Raw genomic sequence first — 17,649 nt, 5'->3', positions numbered from 1 at the left:
CCCGCAATGCAACATGGCTGCCCCCGCGATGCCGCCCGTCTCCGGCGGGCTACGGGTTTTCCTATATATTGTTGCCGTTTACGTCACACCGGCAGCCCAGGAGAAGCACCCGATGAATTCCGGCCAACTGATTGAAAAACTCGCCGCCATCTTTGCACTGATCGTGCTGATCGGCGGCTCGTTGCTGGTGCTCGCGCCCTTTACCACCGCGCTGTTGTGGGGCGCCATCCTCGCCTTCAGCTCGTGGTACCCCTATACGGTGCTGTCGCGCTGGATGGGCAACCGGCGCAGCCTGGCGGCCCTGATCTGCGTGCTGCTGGCCGCGGTCATCGTGCTCGGCCCCTTTGTCTATGCCGGCGCCAGCGTCTCCGCGCACATCGACGAGCTGTCCGGCCTGGTCGACCAGTTCTTCGATCACGGCGCGCCCGCGCTGCCCGGGTGGCTGACCGGCCTGCCTTATGCGGGCGGCTACCTGCAAAGCTCCTGGGACAAGGTGATCCATGCCGACTCGGAGATGGTCGCCAACCTGCGCAAGCTGATCGCGCCCGTGGGCCATGCGGTGCTGGGCGCCGGGCTGTCGATCGGCGCCGGACTGGGCCAGCTGGCGCTGTCGATCGTGCTGGCGTTCTTCTTCTATACCGGCGGCGAGTTCGCGGTGGCGTGGCTGCGCGCGGGCATGCGCCGCATCGCCGGCGAGCGCGCCGACCACCTGCTGGCGCTGGCCGGCAACACCGTCAAGGGCGTGGTCTACGGCGTGCTGGGCACGGCCTTCGTGCAGGCGTTGCTGGCCGGCATCGGCTTCTGGATCGCCGGCGTGCCCGGCGCCGCCATCCTTGGCTTCATTACCTTCTTCCTGTCCGTGATCCCGGTCGGCCCGCCGCTGGTGTGGATTCCCGCCGCGCTCTGGCTTTACCACACCGGCTCGCTCGGCTGGGCCATCTTCATGGTGGTGTGGGGCGTGGGCGTGGTCAGCATGGCCGACAACGTCATCAAGCCGCTCCTCATCAGCAAAGGCACCGACATGCCGCTGATCTGGGTGATGCTGGGCGTGTTCGGCGGCGCGCTGGCCTTTGGCTTTCTCGGCGTCTTTATCGGCCCGACGCTGCTGGCGGTGGCCTACGCGCTGCTGCGCGACTGGACCATCGGCTCGCAGCACCTGACCGACCCGCCGCCCGCGCTGGCGCAAGGCAAGCCCATCACCACCGCCGAGGACGTGGCGGGTTCCGGCAAGGCATGAGCGAAACCAGCCGTCCCGAACCGCAGCCATTGGCAGCGCCGCCCACCCAGGCCGAGCTGGCCCGGCTGGTGGCCTGCGAGTACTGCGATGCGGTCTACCAGCGCGCCGAGCTGGAGCCGGGCGAGCGCGCGCTGTGCCTGCGCTGCGGCGGCCAGCTCTACCGCGACAGCGCGCGGGCCTATGCGCGGCTGCTGCCGTTGGTCATTACCGCGCTGATCCTGTTCCTGGTGTCCAACGCCTATCCCATCGTCGAGATGGATCTCAAGGGCGTGCGCACCGAAACCACGCTGTGGGGCGCGGTGCAGGCGCTCTACGCGGACAACATGACGCTGGTGGCCGTGCTGGTGTTCGCCACCACCATCCTGTTTCCCTTGTCCGAGATGCTGATGATGCTTTACCTGCTGGTGCCGATGGCGCGCCACCGGATGCCGCCGGGCTTCGAGCGCATCGTGCGCGGCATCCAGCAAACCCGGCCGTGGGGCATGATCGAAGTCTTCATGATTGGCGTGCTGGTCACGCTGGTCAAGCTCTCGACCATGGCGCGGGTGCTGCCGGGCGTGGCGCTGTGGTCGTTCGCCGCGCTGGTGATCGTGCTCGCCGCGATGCTGTCGTTCGATCCGCGCGATCTGTGGCAGCACCTGGACGAGGAGCCGCCCCGATGAGCGCCCCGCCCCCCAAGCCCCCGGTGGGCGCCACCGCGCTGGCGCGCTCGCGCCGCCTGGCCGCCGATGTGGTGGCGGAGCTGACCGACGACGACGAAACCAGGCCGCTGCCGCAGGTGCCTACCGCCACGTCGATGGGCCTGGTGTCCTGCCACGCCTGCGACGCGCTCAGCCCGCTCGCGATGCAAGGGGAGCCCTGCCCGCGCTGCGGCGCCACGCTGCATCACCGCAAGCCGAACAGCCTCGCGCGCACCTGGGCGTTCCTGTTGTCCGCCCTCATCCTTTACATTCCCGCCAACCTGCTGCCGGTCATGGTGACGCAGTCCATCCTGGGCACGCAGCGCGACACCATCTTCTCCGGCGTGGTCTACCTATGGTTGTCGGGCTCCAACATGCTGGCCATCGTGGTGCTGATCGCCAGCATCGTGGTGCCGCTGCTGAAGATGATCATCCTCGCGCTGCTGCTGCTGTCCGTGCATTTCCGCTCGCGCTGGCGGATTCGCCAGCAGACCCGGCTGTACGGGCTGGTGGAAATCATCGGCCGCTGGTCGATGCTGGATATCTTCGTGGTGGCGCTGCTGGCTTCGCTGGTGCGGGCCGGCGCACTCGCCACCATCATCCCTGGCGCCGGCGCCATGGCGTTCGGCTCCGTGGTGGTGCTCACCATGCTGGCCTCACTCAGTTTCGACCCGCGCCTGCTGTGGGATTCGATGGATACAAACGATGCCTGACCTAGACCAGTCCCCTCCCTCTCCTTCCTCGCAGCCACCGGCGCCGGAGCGCCGCCGCCGGGCACGCTGGCTGCCCTCGCTGGTCTGGCTGATCCCGATCGTGGCGGCAGTGGTTGGCCTGTCGCTGCTGATCCACACGCTCACCGAGCGCGGCCCCGAGATCACGGTCACGTTCCGCACCGCCGAGGGCCTGGTCCCGGGCAAGACGCCGGTACGCTACAAGGACGTGGACATCGGCCTGGTCAAGTCCGTGCGGCTGGCCGGCGACCACTCGCACGTGATCGCCAGGATCGACCTGACCCAGGATGCCGCGAGCTTCTCCACCAGGGACACGCGCTTCTGGGTGGTGCGCCCGCGCTTTGCCACCAGCGGCATCTCCGGGCTGGGAACCCTGCTGTCAGGCGCCTATATCGGCGTCGACGCGGGCAAGTCCGAGGAGCGCGTGCGCGACTTCACCGGGCTGGAAGTGCCGCCCGCCGTCACCACCGATGCCTCCGGCAAGCAGTTCGTGCTGCGCGCCACCGATCTCGGCTCGCTCGACATCGGCTCGCCGGTCTACTACCGCCGCGTACAGGTTGGCCAGGTGGTGGCTTACCAGCTGGAGCCCAACGGGCGCGACCTGTCGCTGCGCGTGTTCATCAACAAGCCCTACGACAAGCTCGTCACGGCCGACTCGCGCTTCTGGCACGCCAGCGGCGTGGACATCAAGCTCGATGCCGGCGGCTTCAAGCTCAACACGCAATCGCTGGTGACGGTGCTGCTCGGCGGCGTGGCCTTCCAGGCGCCGGACGACTCCAAGGCGACGGATGCCGCCAACGAGAACACCCAGTTCCTGCTGGCCAGCGACCAGACCGAGGCGATGAAGGAGCCGGAAGAAATCGCGCCTTCGCTCGCCGTGCTGAACTTCGACCAGTCCGTGCGCGGGCTCTCGCCCGGCGCGCCGGTGGATTTCCGCGGCGTGGTCGTAGGCCAGGTGCGCTCGATCGGCATCGAGTACCAGGTCGAGAAGAAGGCTTTCCGCCTGCCCGTGGTGGTGGAACTGTACCCCTCGCGCATGGGCTTCCGGGCGCGCGACGTGGAGGACGTCAACCGTGCCCGCAATATCGTCCAGACGCTGATCAAGCGTGGCATGCGCGCGCAGTTGCGCACCGGCAACCTGCTGACCGGCCAGCTCTATGTGGCGCTGGATTTCTTCCCCAAGGCGCCGCCCGCCACGGTCAACCTGGATGGCGCCATGCCTGAACTGGCCACCACGCCGGGTGCGTTCGACGAGCTGCAGGCCAAGCTGGGCGATATCGTCAACAAGATCGACAAGGTGCCGTTCGAGCAGATCGGCCAGGACCTGCGCACGTCGATAGCCACGCTAAACACCATGATGACCAGCGCGGACAAACTGGTGGCCCAGCTCAACGGCGACGTGGCGCCCCAGGTGCTGGCTGCGCTGCAGGATGCGCGCAAGACGCTGAGCGCGGCCAACGGCACGCTCGCCTCGGATGCCCCGCTGCAGCAAGACACGCGCCGCATGATGCAGGAGCTCACGCGCACCGCGGTGTCGCTGCGCACGCTGACCGAATACCTGGAACGCCACCCTGAAGCGCTGGTGCGCGGCAAGCCGGAGAAATGATGATGACCCGCATAGAGATGACCTGCCACCGCCTGTTGCTGCCCCTGATGCTGCCCCTGTCGCTCGCCGCGGCGATGCTGGCGGGCTGCGCCTCGCCCGATCCGCGCTATTACACGCTGGCCCAGGGTCCCGCTGCCGCTACGGCTGCCGGCGCCGAAGGACAGGCTGCGGCGCCAGCGCAGGCGCAGCCGGTGTGGATCGAGGTTGCGCCGGTGCGCGTGCCTGAACGCCTCAACCGGCCACAGCTGGTGGTGCGCGGCGGCAAGGATGGCAACGAGCTCAAGCTGCTGGACCTGTCGCGCTGGTCCGCACCGCTGCCGGACGAGCTGCGCGACGCGCTGTCGCAGCAACTGCAGGCCAGGCTAGGCGCGGTCGACACCTACCAGCAAGGCTTGTCGGAGGTGGAGCCCGTGTTCCGCATCACCACCGAAGTGGTGCGGCTGGATGCTGACGTGGGCCAGCGCGCTGGCGCCGTCATCAACTGGACCGTGCGCCGCCTGCCCGACGGCAAGGTCAAGGCCGGCCGCACGCAGGCCGAGCTGGCCGCGCCGGGCGCGGTGGACGGCGTCGTGGCGGCTTACCGCCAGATCGTGGCAAGCACCGCGGACGATATCGCGGCCGGCGTGGAAACACTGCGCCGCGGCACGGCGAAGTAGCGGCGAAGTAGCTGCGCGGCGGGATGCAGGTCCCGCCCGCGCCTGAATCAATCCTCCGCCGGCGCCGGCGCGCCCCGGCAACTGCGCCGCCGCTCCGACTCGGCCATGGCCGCCAGGCAGGCCTCGGCGTCTCCCGCCACCAGCTTGGCCGAGCAGGCCAGCATCAGGTTCTTGCCCAGGCCGAAATCCTCCACCACGAAGCCGCGCGCATCGAGCCGCTCACCCTTGCCTCGCGTTTCATCGGTGGCAACGGCCACGCGGTCCAGCAACGTGCCGCGGTCGCTGCTGTAGCCCCATACCGGCTTTTGCAGCGCGATGGCGAATCCCACCTCGAATGCCGTGCCCGAGTCCGGCTCGCCCGGCCCGCGGAAATCGTCCAGGTTGGCCATCACCATGTCGGCGCGGCGCAGCAGATTGATGTTCGCCTCGTAGATCCAGCGCGCGGTGTCGGGGCCGCAAAGGCCGGCCGGGGCGGCTTTGTCGAGGGGGTAGAGGCCGAGGAAGCCGTAATGGGCGCAGCGGGCCTTCAGGGCCTCGCCGTAGGCGATGGCGTCTTTGCGGAATACGTCGAAGCCGGCGAGGTAGATGGTTTTCATTGAGCGTGGCTGGGTGGCGGACGTTGACGCCAGTGAGGATAGCGCATGTGTTTGACGCGATGGCTACAGCGCCCACGTCAAACCCAACGTCAACCCGAACCTGAACGGCAGGCCGCCGCCCTCGCCAGGCGGCGGCCTGCGTTGCTGCGCTCACGTGCTCACGTGCTCACGCGGGCGGCGAGCCATCCTTGAATGCCCCTTTGAGCATCTGCCGCAGTTCGGGGCCATCCTGGTGCTGGTGCACCTGCACCGCATGCTGGACCGCAACTTCGAGCAGTTCGTCTTCAGTGTCGGCGCTCAATGCCACCGTGCACTTCGACGCGCTCGGAAACTCGCGGCAATCGATATATTTGCGTCCCATCATTGCCTCCTGACGCGTGAGGGTGAGATGGCGCCGCCGGGGCGGCGGGCGCCTGATCCACCGCCTGATCCAGTATAGGACCGGCGCCGTGCGCGGGGGGCCTGCCAGCGCGTCAGAGTACCGGGGTGATCACCTTGCCGGTGCCAAGGAACGCATCGAGGTTGTCGAACACCAGCGCGGCCATGGCCGCGCGGGTTTCATGCGTGCCGCTGGCCACATGCGGAGCCAGTACCACGTTGTCCAGCGCGAACAGCGCCTCGGGCACTTGCGGCTCGGCGCGAAACACGTCCAGCCCGGCGCCGCCCAGGCGGCCGTTGCGCAAAGCCGCGACCAATGCATCCTCGTCCACCACGCTGCCGCGCGACACATTGACCAGGATGCCCTTGGGGCCCAGCGCCTCGATGATGCCGGCCGATACCAGCCCTTCGGTCTCGGGGCCGCCCACGCAGGTTACGGCCAGGAAATCCGCCCAGCCGGCCAGCGCCTTCAGGTCAGGCTCGTGGCGCCACGGCGCGCCATCGCGCGCCCGGCGGTTGTGGTACGCGATGTCCATGCCGAAGCCGGTGGCGCGCTGCGCCACTTTCTCGCCGATGCGGCCCAGGCCCAGGATGCCGAGCTTCTTGCCGCTGACGCGGGTGGTCAGCGGGAAGCTGTCCCTGCCCCACTTGCCAGCGCGCACGAAACGGTCGCCATGGGCGATGCCGCGAGCGGCGTCGAGCAGCAAGCCGAAAGCGAGGTCGGCGACGCAGTCGTTGAGCACGTCGGGCGTGTTGCTGACCTGGATGCCGCGCGCGCGGGCCGCGTCCAGCGCGATCGAGTCATAGCCCACGCCAAAGCTCACGATGGCTGCGAGCCTGGGCATGGCCGCGATGGCCTCGGCGGTGATGCCGTGGCGCGCCGATGTGACCGCCACGCGCGCCTGCTGCGCGTGTTCGCGCAGCCACGCCAGCGGCTCGGGCTGCTCCCACAGCGGCACGGCCTGGTACTGCTCGCGCAGGCGGGAATTGATCTGCGGCGCGAGGGGGCCGATCTGGATAAGCGTGGCTTGGGACATGGATGCGAGGCGAGGGAAAAGATGTGGCATTGGATGGTAGCGCAATCATATCGCGTCCCACGCCACGCCGCGCCGCAGGGCATCGCCCGGGGCTCAGGCGCTCTCGCGCTGGATGACCTCGAACCCCAGGTCGATGATGCGCTCGCCCACTTCGCGAGCGTCGATGCGGGCCAGCAGGCACTCGGCAGCGGTGCGGCCAATGGCCGGGCCGTCGATGCGCACGGTCGACAACGCCGGGTAGGTATGCGCGGCAAAGTTGAGATCGCCAAAGCCCATCACCGCGAGTTGCTCCGGCACCTTCAGCCCGCGCGCGCGCGCTTCCGACAGCGCGCCCTGCGCCAGCGTGTCCGAGCTGCAGAACACCACGTCCGGTCGCGCGCCGCCGTCGAGCAGCCGCGCCAGCCCCTCGCGGCCAAGCCCCAGGCTGGACGGCGCGGGCACGATGCTGCTCGGCACTTCCGTGATGCCGTGGCGGCCGAACGCGTCGAGAAAGCCCAGGCGGCGCGACTCGGCGCGCTGGTCGCTGGCCGACAGGATGGCGGGCCTGCGATAGCCGCGCGCATGCAGGAACTCGGCCACTGTCTGGCCCACCTTCTCGTGCGAGAAACCCACCAGCATGTCGATCGGCGTGGGCGTGATGTCCCAGGTCTCCACCACCGGCACGCGCGCGGCCAGCAGTCGCCGCCGCGTATCGGCGGTGTGCGCGATGCCGGTCAGCACGATGCCGTCGGGGCGGCGCGAAAGGATCGCAGCCAGCAGATCCTGCTCGCGCGTGGCGGCATAGCCGGACAAGCCCAGCATCAGCTGGTAGCCCGCTTGCGAGAAGCGATCGGTCAGCGCCTGGATCGTGTCGGCAAAGATCGAGTTGGCGATGGTCGGCACGATGGCCGCGATCAGCCGGCTGCGCCGCGAGGCCAGGCCGCCGGCCAGCAGGTTAGGCACGTAGCCGGTGCGCTGGATGGCCTCCTGCACGCGCGCCACGGTGCCCGCCGAGACCAGCCCGGGCTGGTTGACCACGCGCGACACGGTGATCGGCGAGACGCCCGCGATCTTGGCCACGTCAGCCAGCGTGACGCTGCCGGTGGCGCGGCCGGCAGGGGCTGGCGTGGGCGCGGAACGAGGGGCGGTGCGAGGAGCGGTGCGAGAAGCGGTCGGCTTGCGGGATGAGGCCATGAATGTGGTGAAGGAAGCAAAAAAAGCCGGCTGGGCGCAGGGCCGGCATGGGCGCCATGATAGCGCCCGCACCACGCCGCGGGCTGCGATGGGGGGGCACGCGACGGGTTAACCCCGATCACGCCTGCGTTGTAGACGACAAATGACAGCGCTATCATCAGCTGTCTTTGGCGCGGAGAGGCAGGACGCCTGCGCGCCTTCGGGCACCGCTCGCGCACCGCGCAGATGAGCTACAGCCGCGCCGGCTACGCCGGCCGCCCGGTGATTCACTAGTATTTAACCATCACCTCACCATCCCAAGAAAAACCGAGGAGACCCAACCCCATGAAACGCCAAGCCCTTGCGCTGCTGGCCGCCGCGGCGACCCTGGCTGCCGCCGCCCTCCCGCTGAGCGCATCTGCCCAGGCCAGCTGGCCCAGCAAACCGATCACCTACGTGGTGCCGTTCCCGCCCGGGGGCACCACCGATACCCTGGCGCGCCTGATCGGCCAGCGCCTGGGCCAGGCGCTGGGCACCACCGTGGTGGTGGAGAACCGCCCCGGCGCCGGCGGCAATATCGGCTCCGACTACGCTTCCAAGGCCGCGCCCGATGGCTACACCATCCTCGGCGGCACCATCAGCTCGCACGCGATCAATGCCAGCCTGTACCCGAAGATGCCGTACGACGTGGTCAAATCCTTCGCCCCCATCACGCTGATCGGCACCAATGCCAATGTGCTGGTAGTCAGCGCCGGCAGCCCGTTCAAGACAGTGAAGGACATCGTGGCCGAAGCCAAGGCCAAGCCGGACACGCTCGCCTTCGCATCCGCCGGCAACGGCACCTCGCAGCACCTGGCCGGTGAATTGTTCAAGAGCCTGGCCGGCATCAAGATCACGCACATCCCCTACAAAGGCAGCGGCCCAGCGATCCAGGACGTGATGGCGGGGCAGGTGCCGATGATGTTCGATACGACCGTGGTGGCCGCCCAGCACATCGACTCGGGCAAGCTGCGGGCGCTGGCCGTGACGTCCGCCAGGCGCATCAAGAGCATGCCGAATGTGCCGACGATGGCCGAGGCCGGCGTCAGCGGCTACGAGCTGGAATCCTGGCAAGCGATCTTTGCGCCGGCAAATACGCCCAAGCCGATCGTGGACCGCTTGTACAAGGAGATCTCGGCGATCATCAAGACGCCGGACATGCAGGCGCGGCTGGAGAAGCTGGGCATGGAGCCGTCGGGGATGTCGCCCGGGGAGTTTGCGCAGTTCCAGCGCAGCGAGATCGTGAAGTGGGCGAAGGTGGTGAAGGCGGCAGATATCAGGATTGACTGAGCTGGTAGCGGACTGGCCCGCCGACGCGGGGGTGGCGTTTTGGGGCGGCGTTTTACTGCTTCTAGCTGCTGGCGTGTCGGAGTTGCGCAGCCCCATGGTTTCGTGGTCAGGCTACTCGCTTCACTCATCTTCCGGTACCAGTGCAAAGCACCACGATATGTCACGCCGTGATGGTTTCGTGGTTGGGTGGGTGCGGTGGTGAATGCCTCAGAACCATTGCGGCGGTGCCACCGCGCCCACGACGAAAACGGGACGCCCGCAGACTCGTGGCCAGTCAAGCCGGTACCGGCAGATGCCCGCCAACACTCCGGGCCGCACGACGAAACCAGCGCTATCCGAAAGCCTGATTGCTCTGCCCCCGGCAGGGTCGGCTTTCTTCTCGTTAGTCTTCTTTGCCGACGCAAAGAAGAGTGACCGGCAGCCCCCGCAGGGGGATGTCGTATGGCACTTGGGTCCAAAAACCAACGCCGCGAAAAGAAACCGCGACCAACCTCGCAAAGCGGAACCAAGGAATCAAGGACTCAAGGACTCAAGGACTCAAAGCCGGATGCTTCAACGCATGCGCGGTCTCCGCCAGATGCGCACGAAAACTGCCTTCATCCGGCTTCAACCCCAGCTCGCCATACCGATAGGCCATCGCCAGCGCCTGGATCGATTCCGGATGCTCGCGCTCGGCCGCGGCCTCGTACCACGCCACCGCGCGGACCTCGTCGCGCGGCACGCCTGCACCTTCACGATAAGCGTTGGCCAGCATGAACATCGCCTGCGGCACGCCGGCATCGGCGGCCTGCTCGAACCAGCGCGCGGCCGCGGCCGGGTCCGGCGTGCGGCCATAACCGCCACGGTGCAGCAGGCCGAGGTAGTACGCGGCCCCGGTATTGCCCGCCGCGGCGGCCAGCTCGAAGTGGTGCCAGGCCGCCTCGGCGTCGGGCGCGCGCTGCGCATCGCCGAGGAAAGCCGCCTTGCCCAGCACGAAATGCGCGCGCGCATCGCCCGCCCCGGCGGCCTGCTTGAGCCAGTCCCGGCCTTCGGCGTGCGCCGCCGCATCCCCGCTTGCCCACAACGCTTCGCCAAGCGCGGCCTGGGCCGCGCCCTCTCCCGCCCGCGCCGCCTTGCGCAGCGCCGCGAGCGCCTCTTCGTCTGCGGCCGAGCCGGCCCGCGTCTGCCACTGGGCAAGCTGCGCGTGGCGCGCGCTGGCATGCTCGCGCCACGCCGAAGCCCCGCCCACGCAGCCTGCCGCCACCGCGACCGCCACCAGCGCCGCGGCAATGACCGGATGCAGGCGGCGCCGATGGCCGTGGCGACGCACAGGCGCACCGCATGCCGGCGCCGTCGTTCCCTTCATTGGCGTATTCGTTACCGTGCTCATTGCCGTGCTCATTGCCGCCTTACTGGTTGAGGTCGACGCTGTATAGCGACAGGTTCTTGGTGGTGTCGTAGCTCGCCTGCTCCAGCGCGACATTGGCGAGGCCGGCGGCTTGCGCCTGCGCCAGCTGGCCTGGCGCGGAAGCAAACACCACCTTGCCGGCCGTGGCCACCTTGGTGAAGCGCCAGCTGCGCGCGGCGCCGTTGGTGGCGCGCGTGATGGCGCCGGCCTTCTTGATGTAAGCGATCAGCACATCGCGGCTGGCGTCCGGCGAGGCGTAGACCGTCTTGCTGCCGTCCAGGCCGGGGAAATTGCCGCCGCCGCTGGCGCGGTAGTTGTTGGTGGCCACGATGAACTGCTGGCTGGCGTCGAGCGGCACGCCCTTGTACGCGAGGTTCTTGATGCGGCTGCCCTCCGGCTGCGTCACGTCGATCTCGTACTGCAGGTCAGGAGAGGTGAACATGTCGAAGTTATAGCCAGGGAAGCTGCTGATGAGCGGCTGGTCGGCGGTCTTGGCCGGATCGATCAGGTTGAAGCGCTTGGCGGCGGTCTCCAGCCAGGCCTTGACGTCGCTGCCGCTCACCTTCACCGCGTAGATGGTGTTGGGGTAGAGGTAGAGATCGGCTGCATTGTTGATGGCGAGGTTGCCGGACTGCACGTCGGTGTAGTCGTTGCCGCCGCCAAAGCCGCTCTTGAACGGTGCGGAGACGGACAGCACCGGCAGCGCGGCCAGCGCCGGCAGGTTGGCGGCGATGTAGTCCTTCACGTAGGCCGCCTGCGCCTGGTTGACGATCTGGATCGCACCGGGATCGCCCACATCGGCGAAGTACGTGCTCATGCGGTAGTCGGTGGTGCCGATCGGCGTCTTCACGTAGGCGATGGTGGCCTGGTGCTCGGCATCGACCGCGGCCGCCACGCTGGCATCGGCCGCCACATAGCTCTTGTCGGCATTCTGGATCGAGCGCGCCTGCACCGTGGTAGCGCTCTTGTCGACCACCCAGCGATTGCCGTCGTGCGCGAGCTGCAGCTTGATCACGCCGAGGCGGCGGCCCCAGTAGTCGGCCATCACGGTAGGCACGCCGTTGACCGTGCCGCGCACCTTGTCCACGCCCGGCAGGTTGAACTGCGCGACCGTGCTGGTGGCATCGGGGAAGACCTGGTGCGAGTGGCCGATCAGCATGGCGTCCACGCCGGCCACCTTGGACAGGTGCCAGCTGCCGTTCTCCATGGTGGGCGAGTACGCGGAAGCATCGAGCCCACCGTGCGAGATCACCACCACCAGATCGGCACCCTTGGCGCGCATCTCCGGCACGTACTTCTCGGCGGTTTCCTTCACGCCCTCGGTGTAGACCTTGCCGTCGAGCCAGCGCTTGTCCCAGCTCATGATCGCGGGCGGCGTGAAACCGATGATGCCGACCTTGACCGGCACCGTGACGGGGTTGCCGTCGGGCCCGGTGGCGGTGATCTGGCGGGTGATGATGGTGTAGGGCTGGAACAGCGGCGCGCGCGTGCGCACGCTGTACACGTTGGCCAGCACCTGCGGGAAGGCCGGCCCGGCGCATGGCGTCTGCACGGACGGGTCGGGCAGGCCATCCACGTTGAAGCGGTTGCCCGTGACTTGGTTCAGATAGCCCAGGCCGTAGTTGAACTCGTGGTTGCCGATGCCGCCACCGTCGAACCTGGCCGCGTTCATCACCTTGTACATGGCCAGGGTCTCGCCGCACTTGAGCGGGTTGACCTGGGCCTGGTAATCGGCCAGCGCGGTGCCCTGGATCGTGTCGCCGTTGTCCAGCAGCAGGGTGTTGGGAAACTCGGCGCGCGCCTGCTTGATCAGGGTTGCCACGCGCTCGAAGCCGAAGGATTTGTCCTCGGCCAGCTTGAAGTAGTCGTAGCTGCGCACATTGGTGTGCAAGTCGGTGGTTTCCAGCAAGGCCAGCGTGGCCTTGGTGCCGGCCGAGACGCTATCGGCCTGCGGCGTGACACCCGTGCCCGTGCCAGGGGCAGCGGGACTGTCATCGGAGCCGCAGGCGGCCAGCAGCACGGCGGCCACGATGGCGGCACCCAGCGCGGCCACCGTGGGCACAGCGAGAAGCGGGGACGAAGCGGGTGCGGCGCGCGCGGGTAGAACGTCGGTCGGACAGCGGTGCATTGGTGGCTCCCTTCTTTCTTGTTGTGCCTGGAGCCGGACATTGTCCCGAGCGTAAATGGCAGCAGAGTGCCGCGTGCGTTACACCACCGTGACGACGGGCCGTTGGCGGCAGGCGCACCCGGACGGCCCGCCGATATGCCCTGTCCTGATCCAACGTGCCATTGACGCCGCGTTATATACCGTCATATATTGCGCATTTGGCGAGCACGTCTGGCGGGCACATCCCGGCCTGGCTCGCCTGCTATCCAACCCGCTTCCGGCCACCCTCCCCCCCCTCCATGCCCATGATCCAGACCTCCGCTGCGTTGCCTGCCCAGTCCCGCCAGCCGCGCGGCGCCCGACGCGCCTCGCTGGCGGCCGGCCTGCTGCTGTCCGCCACCCTGGCGCTATCCGCCCCGGCCGCCTTTGGCGCGGACCTGGTGGTCTCCGCCGCGGCCAGCCTGACCAATGCCTTCAAGTCGCTCGCCGAATCCTACGAACGCGCGCACCCCCAGACCAAGGTGATCCTCAACTTCGGCGCCTCCGACGTGCTGATGCAGCAGATCGTCAACGGCGCGCCGGCCGATGTGTTTGCCTCGGCCGACCAGGACGCAATGAACAAGGCCGTGGCCGAACGCGTGGTGCAGCCTGCGTCGCGCCGCGATTTCGCCGCCAACCAGCTCGCGCTGATCCTGCCGGCCGACAGCAAGCTGGACGTGGGCAAGCTGCAGGACCTGGCCCGCCCCGAGTTCAAGCGCGTGGCCTTCGGCAACCCGGCGTCGGTGCCGGTGGGCCGCTATACCAAGGGCGCGCTGGAAGGAGCGGGCGTGTGGGATGCGGTCTCGGCCAAGGGCGTGATGGCGCAAAACGTGCGCCAGAGCCTGGATTACGTGGCCCGTGGCGAAGTCGATGCCGGCTTCGTGTTCGCCACCGATGCGGCGATCATGCCGGACAAGGTCAAGGTGGCGCTGCGGGTGCCGACGCGCCAGCCGGTCACGTATCCGATCGCCATCACCTCGCACACCAGGCAGCCCGAGCAGGCCGCGGCATTCCTCGGCTACGTGAGCTCGCCGGAAGGGCAAGCGGTGCTGGCCAGGTATGGATTTCTCAAACCGTAAGCCATAATCCCTGATCCTTGCCCCCAGCCCCGGCGCCCGGGCGCGCCGCCAACCTGAATCCACCTTGCCGCCTGCCTGGCTCCGCCGGCAAGCGTTTATGCTGATGACCTCCCTGGAAGCTGTCTGGGTCCCGCTGTCGCTGTCGCTCAAAGTGGCGGGCTGGGCCACCGTGCTCAATGCCGTGCTGGGCGTGGGCGCGGCCTTTGCACTGTCGCGCTGGCAATCGGCCGCGCGCGACGTGGTCGACGCCCTGCTCACGCTGCCGCTGGTCCTGCCGCCCACCGTGCTCGGCTACTACCTGCTGGTGCTGGTCGGGCGCCGCGGCGTGTTCGGCGAGTGGCTCGGCCGGCTCGGCATCGAACTGGTCTTTACCTGGCAAGGCGCGGTGCTGGCCTCCACCATCGTGGCCTTCCCGCTGGTGCTGAAGTCGGCCCGCGCCGCCTTCGAAGGGGTGGACTCGCAGCTTGAGGACGCCGCGCGCGTACTCGGCACACCGGAGGCCGGCATCTTTTTTCGCGTGACGCTGCCGCTGGCCTCACGTGGCATCATCGCTGGCGTGCTGCTGGCCTTTGCCCGCGCGCTGGGCGAGTTCGGCGCCACGCTGATGGTGGCGGGCAACCTGCCCGGGCGCACGCAAACGCTGTCGGTTGCCATCTACGAAGCCGTGCAGGCCGGGGACGACAACACCGCCAACCTGCTGGTGCTGGTCACGTCCCTCACCTGCGTGGTGCTGCTGGTAGCCGCCGGGCGGCTGGTGCCGCCCACCCGCAAAATGTACCGGTAGGCCGCCATGACCATGCAAGTCACCGTACGCAAGCAGCTCGGTTCCGCCGACCGCAGGTTCGGGCTGGATATCGCCTTCGATTCGGCAAGCAAGCGCATTGCGCTGTTTGGCCCCTCCGGCGCGGGCAAGAGCCTGACGCTGCGCGCCATCGCCGGATTGCTCACGCCGGACAGTGGACGCATCGTGCTCAACGGCCGCACCCTGTTCGACAGCGAGACACATGTCAACGTGCGCCCGCAGGAGCGGCGCGTGGCGTACCTGTTCCAGGACTACGCCTTGTTCCCGCATCTGACGGTCGCGCAGAACATCGCCTTCGGGCTGGAGCGGGGCTGGCGTAACCCGCGCCGCAACACGCACCACCCGCAAGCGCAGCGCTGGATCGATGCGTTTGGCCTTGGCGCGATCACCGGCAACTATCCCGGCGAGATCTCCGGCGGCCAGAAGCAACGCGCCGCGCTGGCGCGCGCGCTGGCAGCGCGGCCCGATATCGTGCTGCTGGACGAGCCGTTCTCCGCGCTGGACCCGGCGCTGCGCGTACGCATGCGCGCCGAGCTGCGCGCGCTGCAGGCCAGCCTGGAAGTGCCCATGCTGGTGATCTCGCACGACCCCGACGACGTGGAAGCGCTCGGCGACCACGTGCTGGAAGTGCGCGAAGGCCGCATCTTTGGCGCCGCGCCCGTGAAGGGGCATCCACAGGTGTACGCGCCCGTCTCGGCGCGTGCGGTCTGAGGCTGGCTCAGCCCATGGTGCCCAGGATCACGCTCGACGCCTTGAAGATCGCCAGCGCGCGGCTGCCCTCGGCGAGCCCCAGCGCGCTCACGCTGTCGTTGGTGACAACGGCCACCACGGTGCCGCCGCCATCCAGTTCCAGCGCCACCTCGGCATTGACGGCACCCGGCAGCACACGGGTCACCTTGCCAGGCAACTGATTGCGCGCCGAGAGCCGCAGCCCGGGGTCAGGCAGTCCCAGCAGGACCGAGGAAGCCTTGATCAGCGCGAAGGCTTCGGCGCCGGGCACGAGGCCCAGCGTCTCCACGCTTTCGTGGGTGATGGTGGCTACCACGTGCTGGCCGCCCGCGAGCGACAGCGTGACCTCGTCGTTGACGGCGCCGCCGCGGATCGCGGCCACCTTGCCGAAGAGCTTGTTGCGCGCACTGGTCTTGATCATGAAACGCCGCATCAGGTGAAGATCGTCCTGCGCCGTCTCGCTGACGTTGCCGAGGCTGGCAAGGTGTTCGATAAAGAGCCGGTGCTCGTGCTCAAGCGCGCGGTAGGTGCGGATCAGGCTGGCGGCGCGCTCGGTCAGCACGGTGCCGCCGCCGCCCTTGCCGCCGGCGGCGCGCACCACCAGCGGCTCGCCCGCGCTGTTGTTCATCGCGTCGATGGCATCCCAGGCGCCCTTGTAGCTCAGCCCGACCGCCTTGGCGGCGGCGGTGATCGAGCCGTGCTCGCCGATCGCGGCCAGCAGGGCGATGCGTTCGCGCCCGCCCCAGTCCTGGGAGCCCGAGCGAAACCAGATCGCACCATCGAGTTCTAGCATGCGGGAATGGCGCTACCGCGTGGCAGCGCAGCAAAGTGGCAGAAGGCGCTTATCTTAATGCCAAAGCATGGCGGCGCGCGGCACACGCCCGGTCTCATCTTGCCAGCGCGTCAACCCTGGTGGGCCGGGATATACCAGCGCATCATGCTGCCGGCGAAGTACTGGCGATCCAGCTGGCGCAGCAGGCGCCACGCGGTGAAAGCATCGATATCCAGGTTGACCCAGGCCCAAGGGTGGTTCGGATCGCCCTCGCGCATCAGTTCCACGGACGTCACCGGTGCGTAGGTCGCCAGCTTGTCGCGCAGCATCTGTTCGGTCACATCGCGGTGCAGGCCCCGGATGAGTACCTTCATGTCTTGCTCCCGATATGAGGCGGCGCGCACGTGGCGGGCAGCGCGTGCCTCCGTTGTCTAGCTCATTGTAGGCGGCCCGAGGCGGGCCGTGGGCCGCGGGCCGCGCATTGCGCCCGTGGCGGCAGTCAGCCCATGATGTGCGCGCCGCCGTCCACGTACACGGTGTTGCCGGAAATCCGGCGCGCGTAGGGCGTCGCCAGGTAGGCGGTGGCAAAACCGACATCCATGATGTCGACCAGCTCGCCCAGCGGGGCACGGCCCGCGGCATCCGCCAGCAATTGCTCGAAATCCTTGAGCCCGGACGCCGCGCGGGTCTTGAGCGGCCCCGGCGAAATGGCGTGCACGCGGATGCCGCTCGGGCCGAGCTCGTGCGCCAGGTAGCGGCAGGAGGCCTCCAGCGCCGCCTTGACCGGGCCCATCAGGTTGTAGTTCGGCACCACGCGGTTGGCGCCCTCGTAACTCATGGCGAACAGGCTGCCGCCCTCGCGCATCAGCGGCACCGCGCGCCGCGCCAGGCGCACGAAGGAATGGCAGGACACGTCCATGGCGCGCGCGAAGCCGGCCGCCGACGCATTGAGCAGCCCGCCCTGCAAGTCGTCCTTGGGCGCGAAGGCCACCGAGTGCACCAGCACGTCGAGCTGGCCCCATTGCCGGGTGATCCGCTCGAACAGCGCCTGCTCCTGGCCCGCGTCCTCCACGTCGAGCGGCATCAGGATCGTCGCGCCCACCGATTCAGCCAGCGGCGCCACATGCGGGTAGGCCTTTTCGTTGAGATAGGTGATTGCCAGTTCAGCGCCAAGCTCGCGGAAGGCCCGCGCGCAGCCCCACGCGATGGACTCCGCGTTGGCCACGCCGACCACCAGCACGCGCGCGCCCAGCAATGGGGGGTTGGGTACTTGCACCATGATGTCCCTCGCTTCGTGAATGCGCGCCCTGACGGCGCCGGCTTATGCCCGCC

The 17,649-nt window shown here is 68.4% G+C and carries 18 protein-coding genes; 9 read left to right on the top strand and 9 right to left on the bottom strand.

From position 1 onward, the window contains the following. Positions 1–112: 112 nt before the first annotated feature. From RR42_RS03900 to RR42_RS03880, 5 genes are read left to right on the top strand one after another with little or no spacing between them, the layout of a single operon-like run. Positions 113–1,237: an AI-2E family transporter gene (locus RR42_RS03900; protein WP_043344262.1), complete on the top strand. Its 1,125-nt coding sequence runs from the start codon at positions 113–115 to the stop codon at positions 1,235–1,237. Further along, complete coding sequence (locus tag RR42_RS03895) at positions 1,234–1,899, top strand: paraquat-inducible protein A (RefSeq protein ID WP_052494433.1); 666 nt, start codon at positions 1,234–1,236, stop codon at positions 1,897–1,899. Before RR42_RS03900 ends, RR42_RS03895 begins: the two co-directional genes overlap by 4 nt. Continuing rightward, positions 1,896–2,630 carry a paraquat-inducible protein A gene (locus RR42_RS03890; protein WP_043344258.1) on the top strand — a complete coding sequence of 245 codons (735 nt, stop codon included), beginning with the start codon at positions 1,896–1,898 and terminating at the stop codon, positions 2,628–2,630. The genes RR42_RS03895 and RR42_RS03890 overlap by 4 nt, the downstream gene beginning before the upstream one ends. Beyond that, positions 2,623–4,254, top strand: a complete 1,632-nt coding sequence (locus tag RR42_RS03885) for an intermembrane transport protein PqiB (protein WP_043344256.1) — start codon at positions 2,623–2,625, stop codon at positions 4,252–4,254. The genes RR42_RS03890 and RR42_RS03885 overlap by 8 nt, the downstream gene beginning before the upstream one ends. Further along, a complete protein-coding gene (locus RR42_RS03880; protein WP_043344253.1) occupies positions 4,254–4,910 on the top strand; it encodes a PqiC family protein in 657 nt (218 codons plus the stop codon). Before RR42_RS03885 ends, RR42_RS03880 begins: the two co-directional genes overlap by 1 nt. Positions 4,911–4,957: 47 nt before the next feature. Here RR42_RS03880 and RR42_RS03875 read toward each other — a convergent pair whose 3' ends face one another. The 4 genes from RR42_RS03875 to RR42_RS03860 all read right to left on the bottom strand — a co-directional run bounded on the left by RR42_RS03875 (position 4,958) and on the right by RR42_RS03860 (position 8,094). After that, a complete protein-coding gene (locus RR42_RS03875; protein WP_043344251.1) occupies positions 4,958–5,506 on the bottom strand; it encodes a nucleoside 2-deoxyribosyltransferase in 549 nt (182 codons plus the stop codon). A 166-nt stretch (positions 5,507–5,672) separates the two neighbouring features. Next, positions 5,673–5,867, bottom strand: a complete 195-nt coding sequence (locus RR42_RS03870) for a DUF1059 domain-containing protein (RefSeq protein WP_043344249.1) — start codon at positions 5,865–5,867, stop codon at positions 5,673–5,675. A 112-nt stretch (positions 5,868–5,979) separates the two neighbouring features. Then, complete coding sequence (locus tag RR42_RS03865; protein WP_043344246.1) at positions 5,980–6,921, bottom strand: 2-hydroxyacid dehydrogenase; 942 nt, start codon at positions 6,919–6,921, stop codon at positions 5,980–5,982. 93 nt (positions 6,922–7,014) lie between these two features. Beyond that, entirely contained in the window at positions 7,015–8,094 is a 1,080-nt protein-coding gene (locus RR42_RS03860; protein WP_043344242.1) for a LacI family DNA-binding transcriptional regulator, read from the bottom strand. A 324-nt stretch (positions 8,095–8,418) separates the two neighbouring features. On the opposite strand from RR42_RS03860, the gene RR42_RS03855 reads away from it, so the two are divergent. Continuing rightward, positions 8,419–9,402, top strand: coding sequence for a tripartite tricarboxylate transporter substrate binding protein (locus tag RR42_RS03855; protein WP_043344239.1), 984 nt, complete (start codon positions 8,419–8,421; stop codon positions 9,400–9,402). Between the two features lie 529 nt (positions 9,403–9,931). Here RR42_RS03855 and RR42_RS03850 read toward each other — a convergent pair. Both RR42_RS03850 and RR42_RS03845 read right to left on the bottom strand, forming a co-directional pair. Next, complete coding sequence (locus RR42_RS03850) at positions 9,932–10,771, bottom strand: tetratricopeptide repeat protein (protein WP_236701972.1); 840 nt, start codon at positions 10,769–10,771, stop codon at positions 9,932–9,934. A 19-nt stretch (positions 10,772–10,790) separates the two neighbouring features. Beyond that, complete coding sequence (locus RR42_RS03845; protein ID WP_236701971.1) at positions 10,791–12,917, bottom strand: bifunctional 2',3'-cyclic-nucleotide 2'-phosphodiesterase/3'-nucleotidase; 2,127 nt, start codon at positions 12,915–12,917, stop codon at positions 10,791–10,793. Positions 12,918–13,195: 278 nt separating this feature from the next. On the opposite strand from RR42_RS03845, the gene modA reads away from it, so the two are divergent. From modA to RR42_RS03830, 3 genes are all read left to right on the top strand, one after another. Next, positions 13,196–14,014: a molybdate ABC transporter substrate-binding protein gene (gene modA / locus RR42_RS03840; RefSeq protein ID WP_236701970.1), complete on the top strand. Its 819-nt coding sequence runs from the start codon at positions 13,196–13,198 to the stop codon at positions 14,012–14,014. 112 nt (positions 14,015–14,126) lie between these two features. Continuing rightward, positions 14,127–14,798 (top strand): molybdate ABC transporter permease subunit, encoded by a 672-nt coding sequence (modB, locus tag RR42_RS03835; protein WP_043351326.1) that lies wholly within the window; start codon positions 14,127–14,129, stop codon positions 14,796–14,798. Positions 14,799–14,804: 6 nt separating this feature from the next. Continuing rightward, positions 14,805–15,527 carry an ATP-binding cassette domain-containing protein gene (locus RR42_RS03830; protein WP_043344233.1) on the top strand — a complete coding sequence of 241 codons (723 nt, stop codon included), beginning with the start codon at positions 14,805–14,807 and terminating at the stop codon, positions 15,525–15,527. Between the two features lie 7 nt (positions 15,528–15,534). Here the strand turns inward: RR42_RS03830 and RR42_RS03825 are convergent, their stop codons facing one another. The 3 genes from RR42_RS03825 to fabI form a co-directional block, all read right to left on the bottom strand. After that, positions 15,535–16,338, bottom strand: coding sequence for a TOBE domain-containing protein (locus RR42_RS03825; RefSeq protein WP_043344228.1), 804 nt, complete (start codon positions 16,336–16,338; stop codon positions 15,535–15,537). A 110-nt stretch (positions 16,339–16,448) separates the two neighbouring features. After that, complete coding sequence (locus tag RR42_RS03820) at positions 16,449–16,691, bottom strand: RNA recognition motif domain-containing protein (RefSeq protein WP_043344225.1); 243 nt, start codon at positions 16,689–16,691, stop codon at positions 16,449–16,451. A gap of 125 nt (positions 16,692–16,816) precedes the next feature. Further along, positions 16,817–17,596 (bottom strand): enoyl-ACP reductase FabI, encoded by a 780-nt coding sequence (gene fabI, locus RR42_RS03815; protein WP_043344222.1) that lies wholly within the window; start codon positions 17,594–17,596, stop codon positions 16,817–16,819. Between the last annotated feature and the right edge of the window lie 53 nt (positions 17,597–17,649).

It is taken from the genome of Cupriavidus basilensis, assembly GCF_000832305.1.
In the GTDB taxonomy this organism is placed as follows: Bacteria; Pseudomonadota; Gammaproteobacteria; order Burkholderiales; family Burkholderiaceae; genus Cupriavidus; species Cupriavidus basilensis_F.
Note: the sequence above shows the minus strand (reverse complement) of the source record. Positions and strands in the feature narration are given on the sequence as shown.

Coding starts and splice junctions, on each gene's coding strand:
- RR42_RS03900 (WP_043344262.1), top strand. CDS start 113: ATGAATTCCGGCCAACTGATTGAAAAACTCGCCGCCATCTTTGCACTG.
- RR42_RS03895 (WP_052494433.1), top strand. CDS start 1,234: ATGAGCGAAACCAGCCGTCCCGAACCGCAGCCATTGGCAGCGCCGCCC.
- RR42_RS03890 (WP_043344258.1), top strand. CDS start 1,896: ATGAGCGCCCCGCCCCCCAAGCCCCCGGTGGGCGCCACCGCGCTGGCG.
- RR42_RS03885 (WP_043344256.1), top strand. CDS start 2,623: ATGCCTGACCTAGACCAGTCCCCTCCCTCTCCTTCCTCGCAGCCACCG.
- RR42_RS03880 (WP_043344253.1), top strand. CDS start 4,254: ATGATGACCCGCATAGAGATGACCTGCCACCGCCTGTTGCTGCCCCTG.
- RR42_RS03875 (WP_043344251.1), bottom strand. CDS start 5,506: ATGAAAACCATCTACCTCGCCGGCTTCGACGTATTCCGCAAAGACGCC.
- RR42_RS03870 (WP_043344249.1), bottom strand. CDS start 5,867: ATGGGACGCAAATATATCGATTGCCGCGAGTTTCCGAGCGCGTCGAAG.
- RR42_RS03865 (WP_043344246.1), bottom strand. CDS start 6,921: ATGTCCCAAGCCACGCTTATCCAGATCGGCCCCCTCGCGCCGCAGATC.
- RR42_RS03860 (WP_043344242.1), bottom strand. CDS start 8,094: ATGGCCTCATCCCGCAAGCCGACCGCTTCTCGCACCGCTCCTCGCACC.
- RR42_RS03855 (WP_043344239.1), top strand. CDS start 8,419: ATGAAACGCCAAGCCCTTGCGCTGCTGGCCGCCGCGGCGACCCTGGCT.
- RR42_RS03850 (WP_236701972.1), bottom strand. CDS start 10,771: ATGAGCACGGTAACGAATACGCCAATGAAGGGAACGACGGCGCCGGCA.
- RR42_RS03845 (WP_236701971.1), bottom strand. CDS start 12,917: ATGCACCGCTGTCCGACCGACGTTCTACCCGCGCGCGCCGCACCCGCT.
- modA (WP_236701970.1), top strand. CDS start 13,196: ATGCCCATGATCCAGACCTCCGCTGCGTTGCCTGCCCAGTCCCGCCAG.
- RR42_RS03830 (WP_043344233.1), top strand. CDS start 14,805: ATGACCATGCAAGTCACCGTACGCAAGCAGCTCGGTTCCGCCGACCGC.
- RR42_RS03825 (WP_043344228.1), bottom strand. CDS start 16,338: ATGCTAGAACTCGATGGTGCGATCTGGTTTCGCTCGGGCTCCCAGGAC.
- RR42_RS03820 (WP_043344225.1), bottom strand. CDS start 16,691: ATGAAGGTACTCATCCGGGGCCTGCACCGCGATGTGACCGAACAGATG.
- fabI (WP_043344222.1), bottom strand. CDS start 17,596: ATGGTGCAAGTACCCAACCCCCCATTGCTGGGCGCGCGCGTGCTGGTG.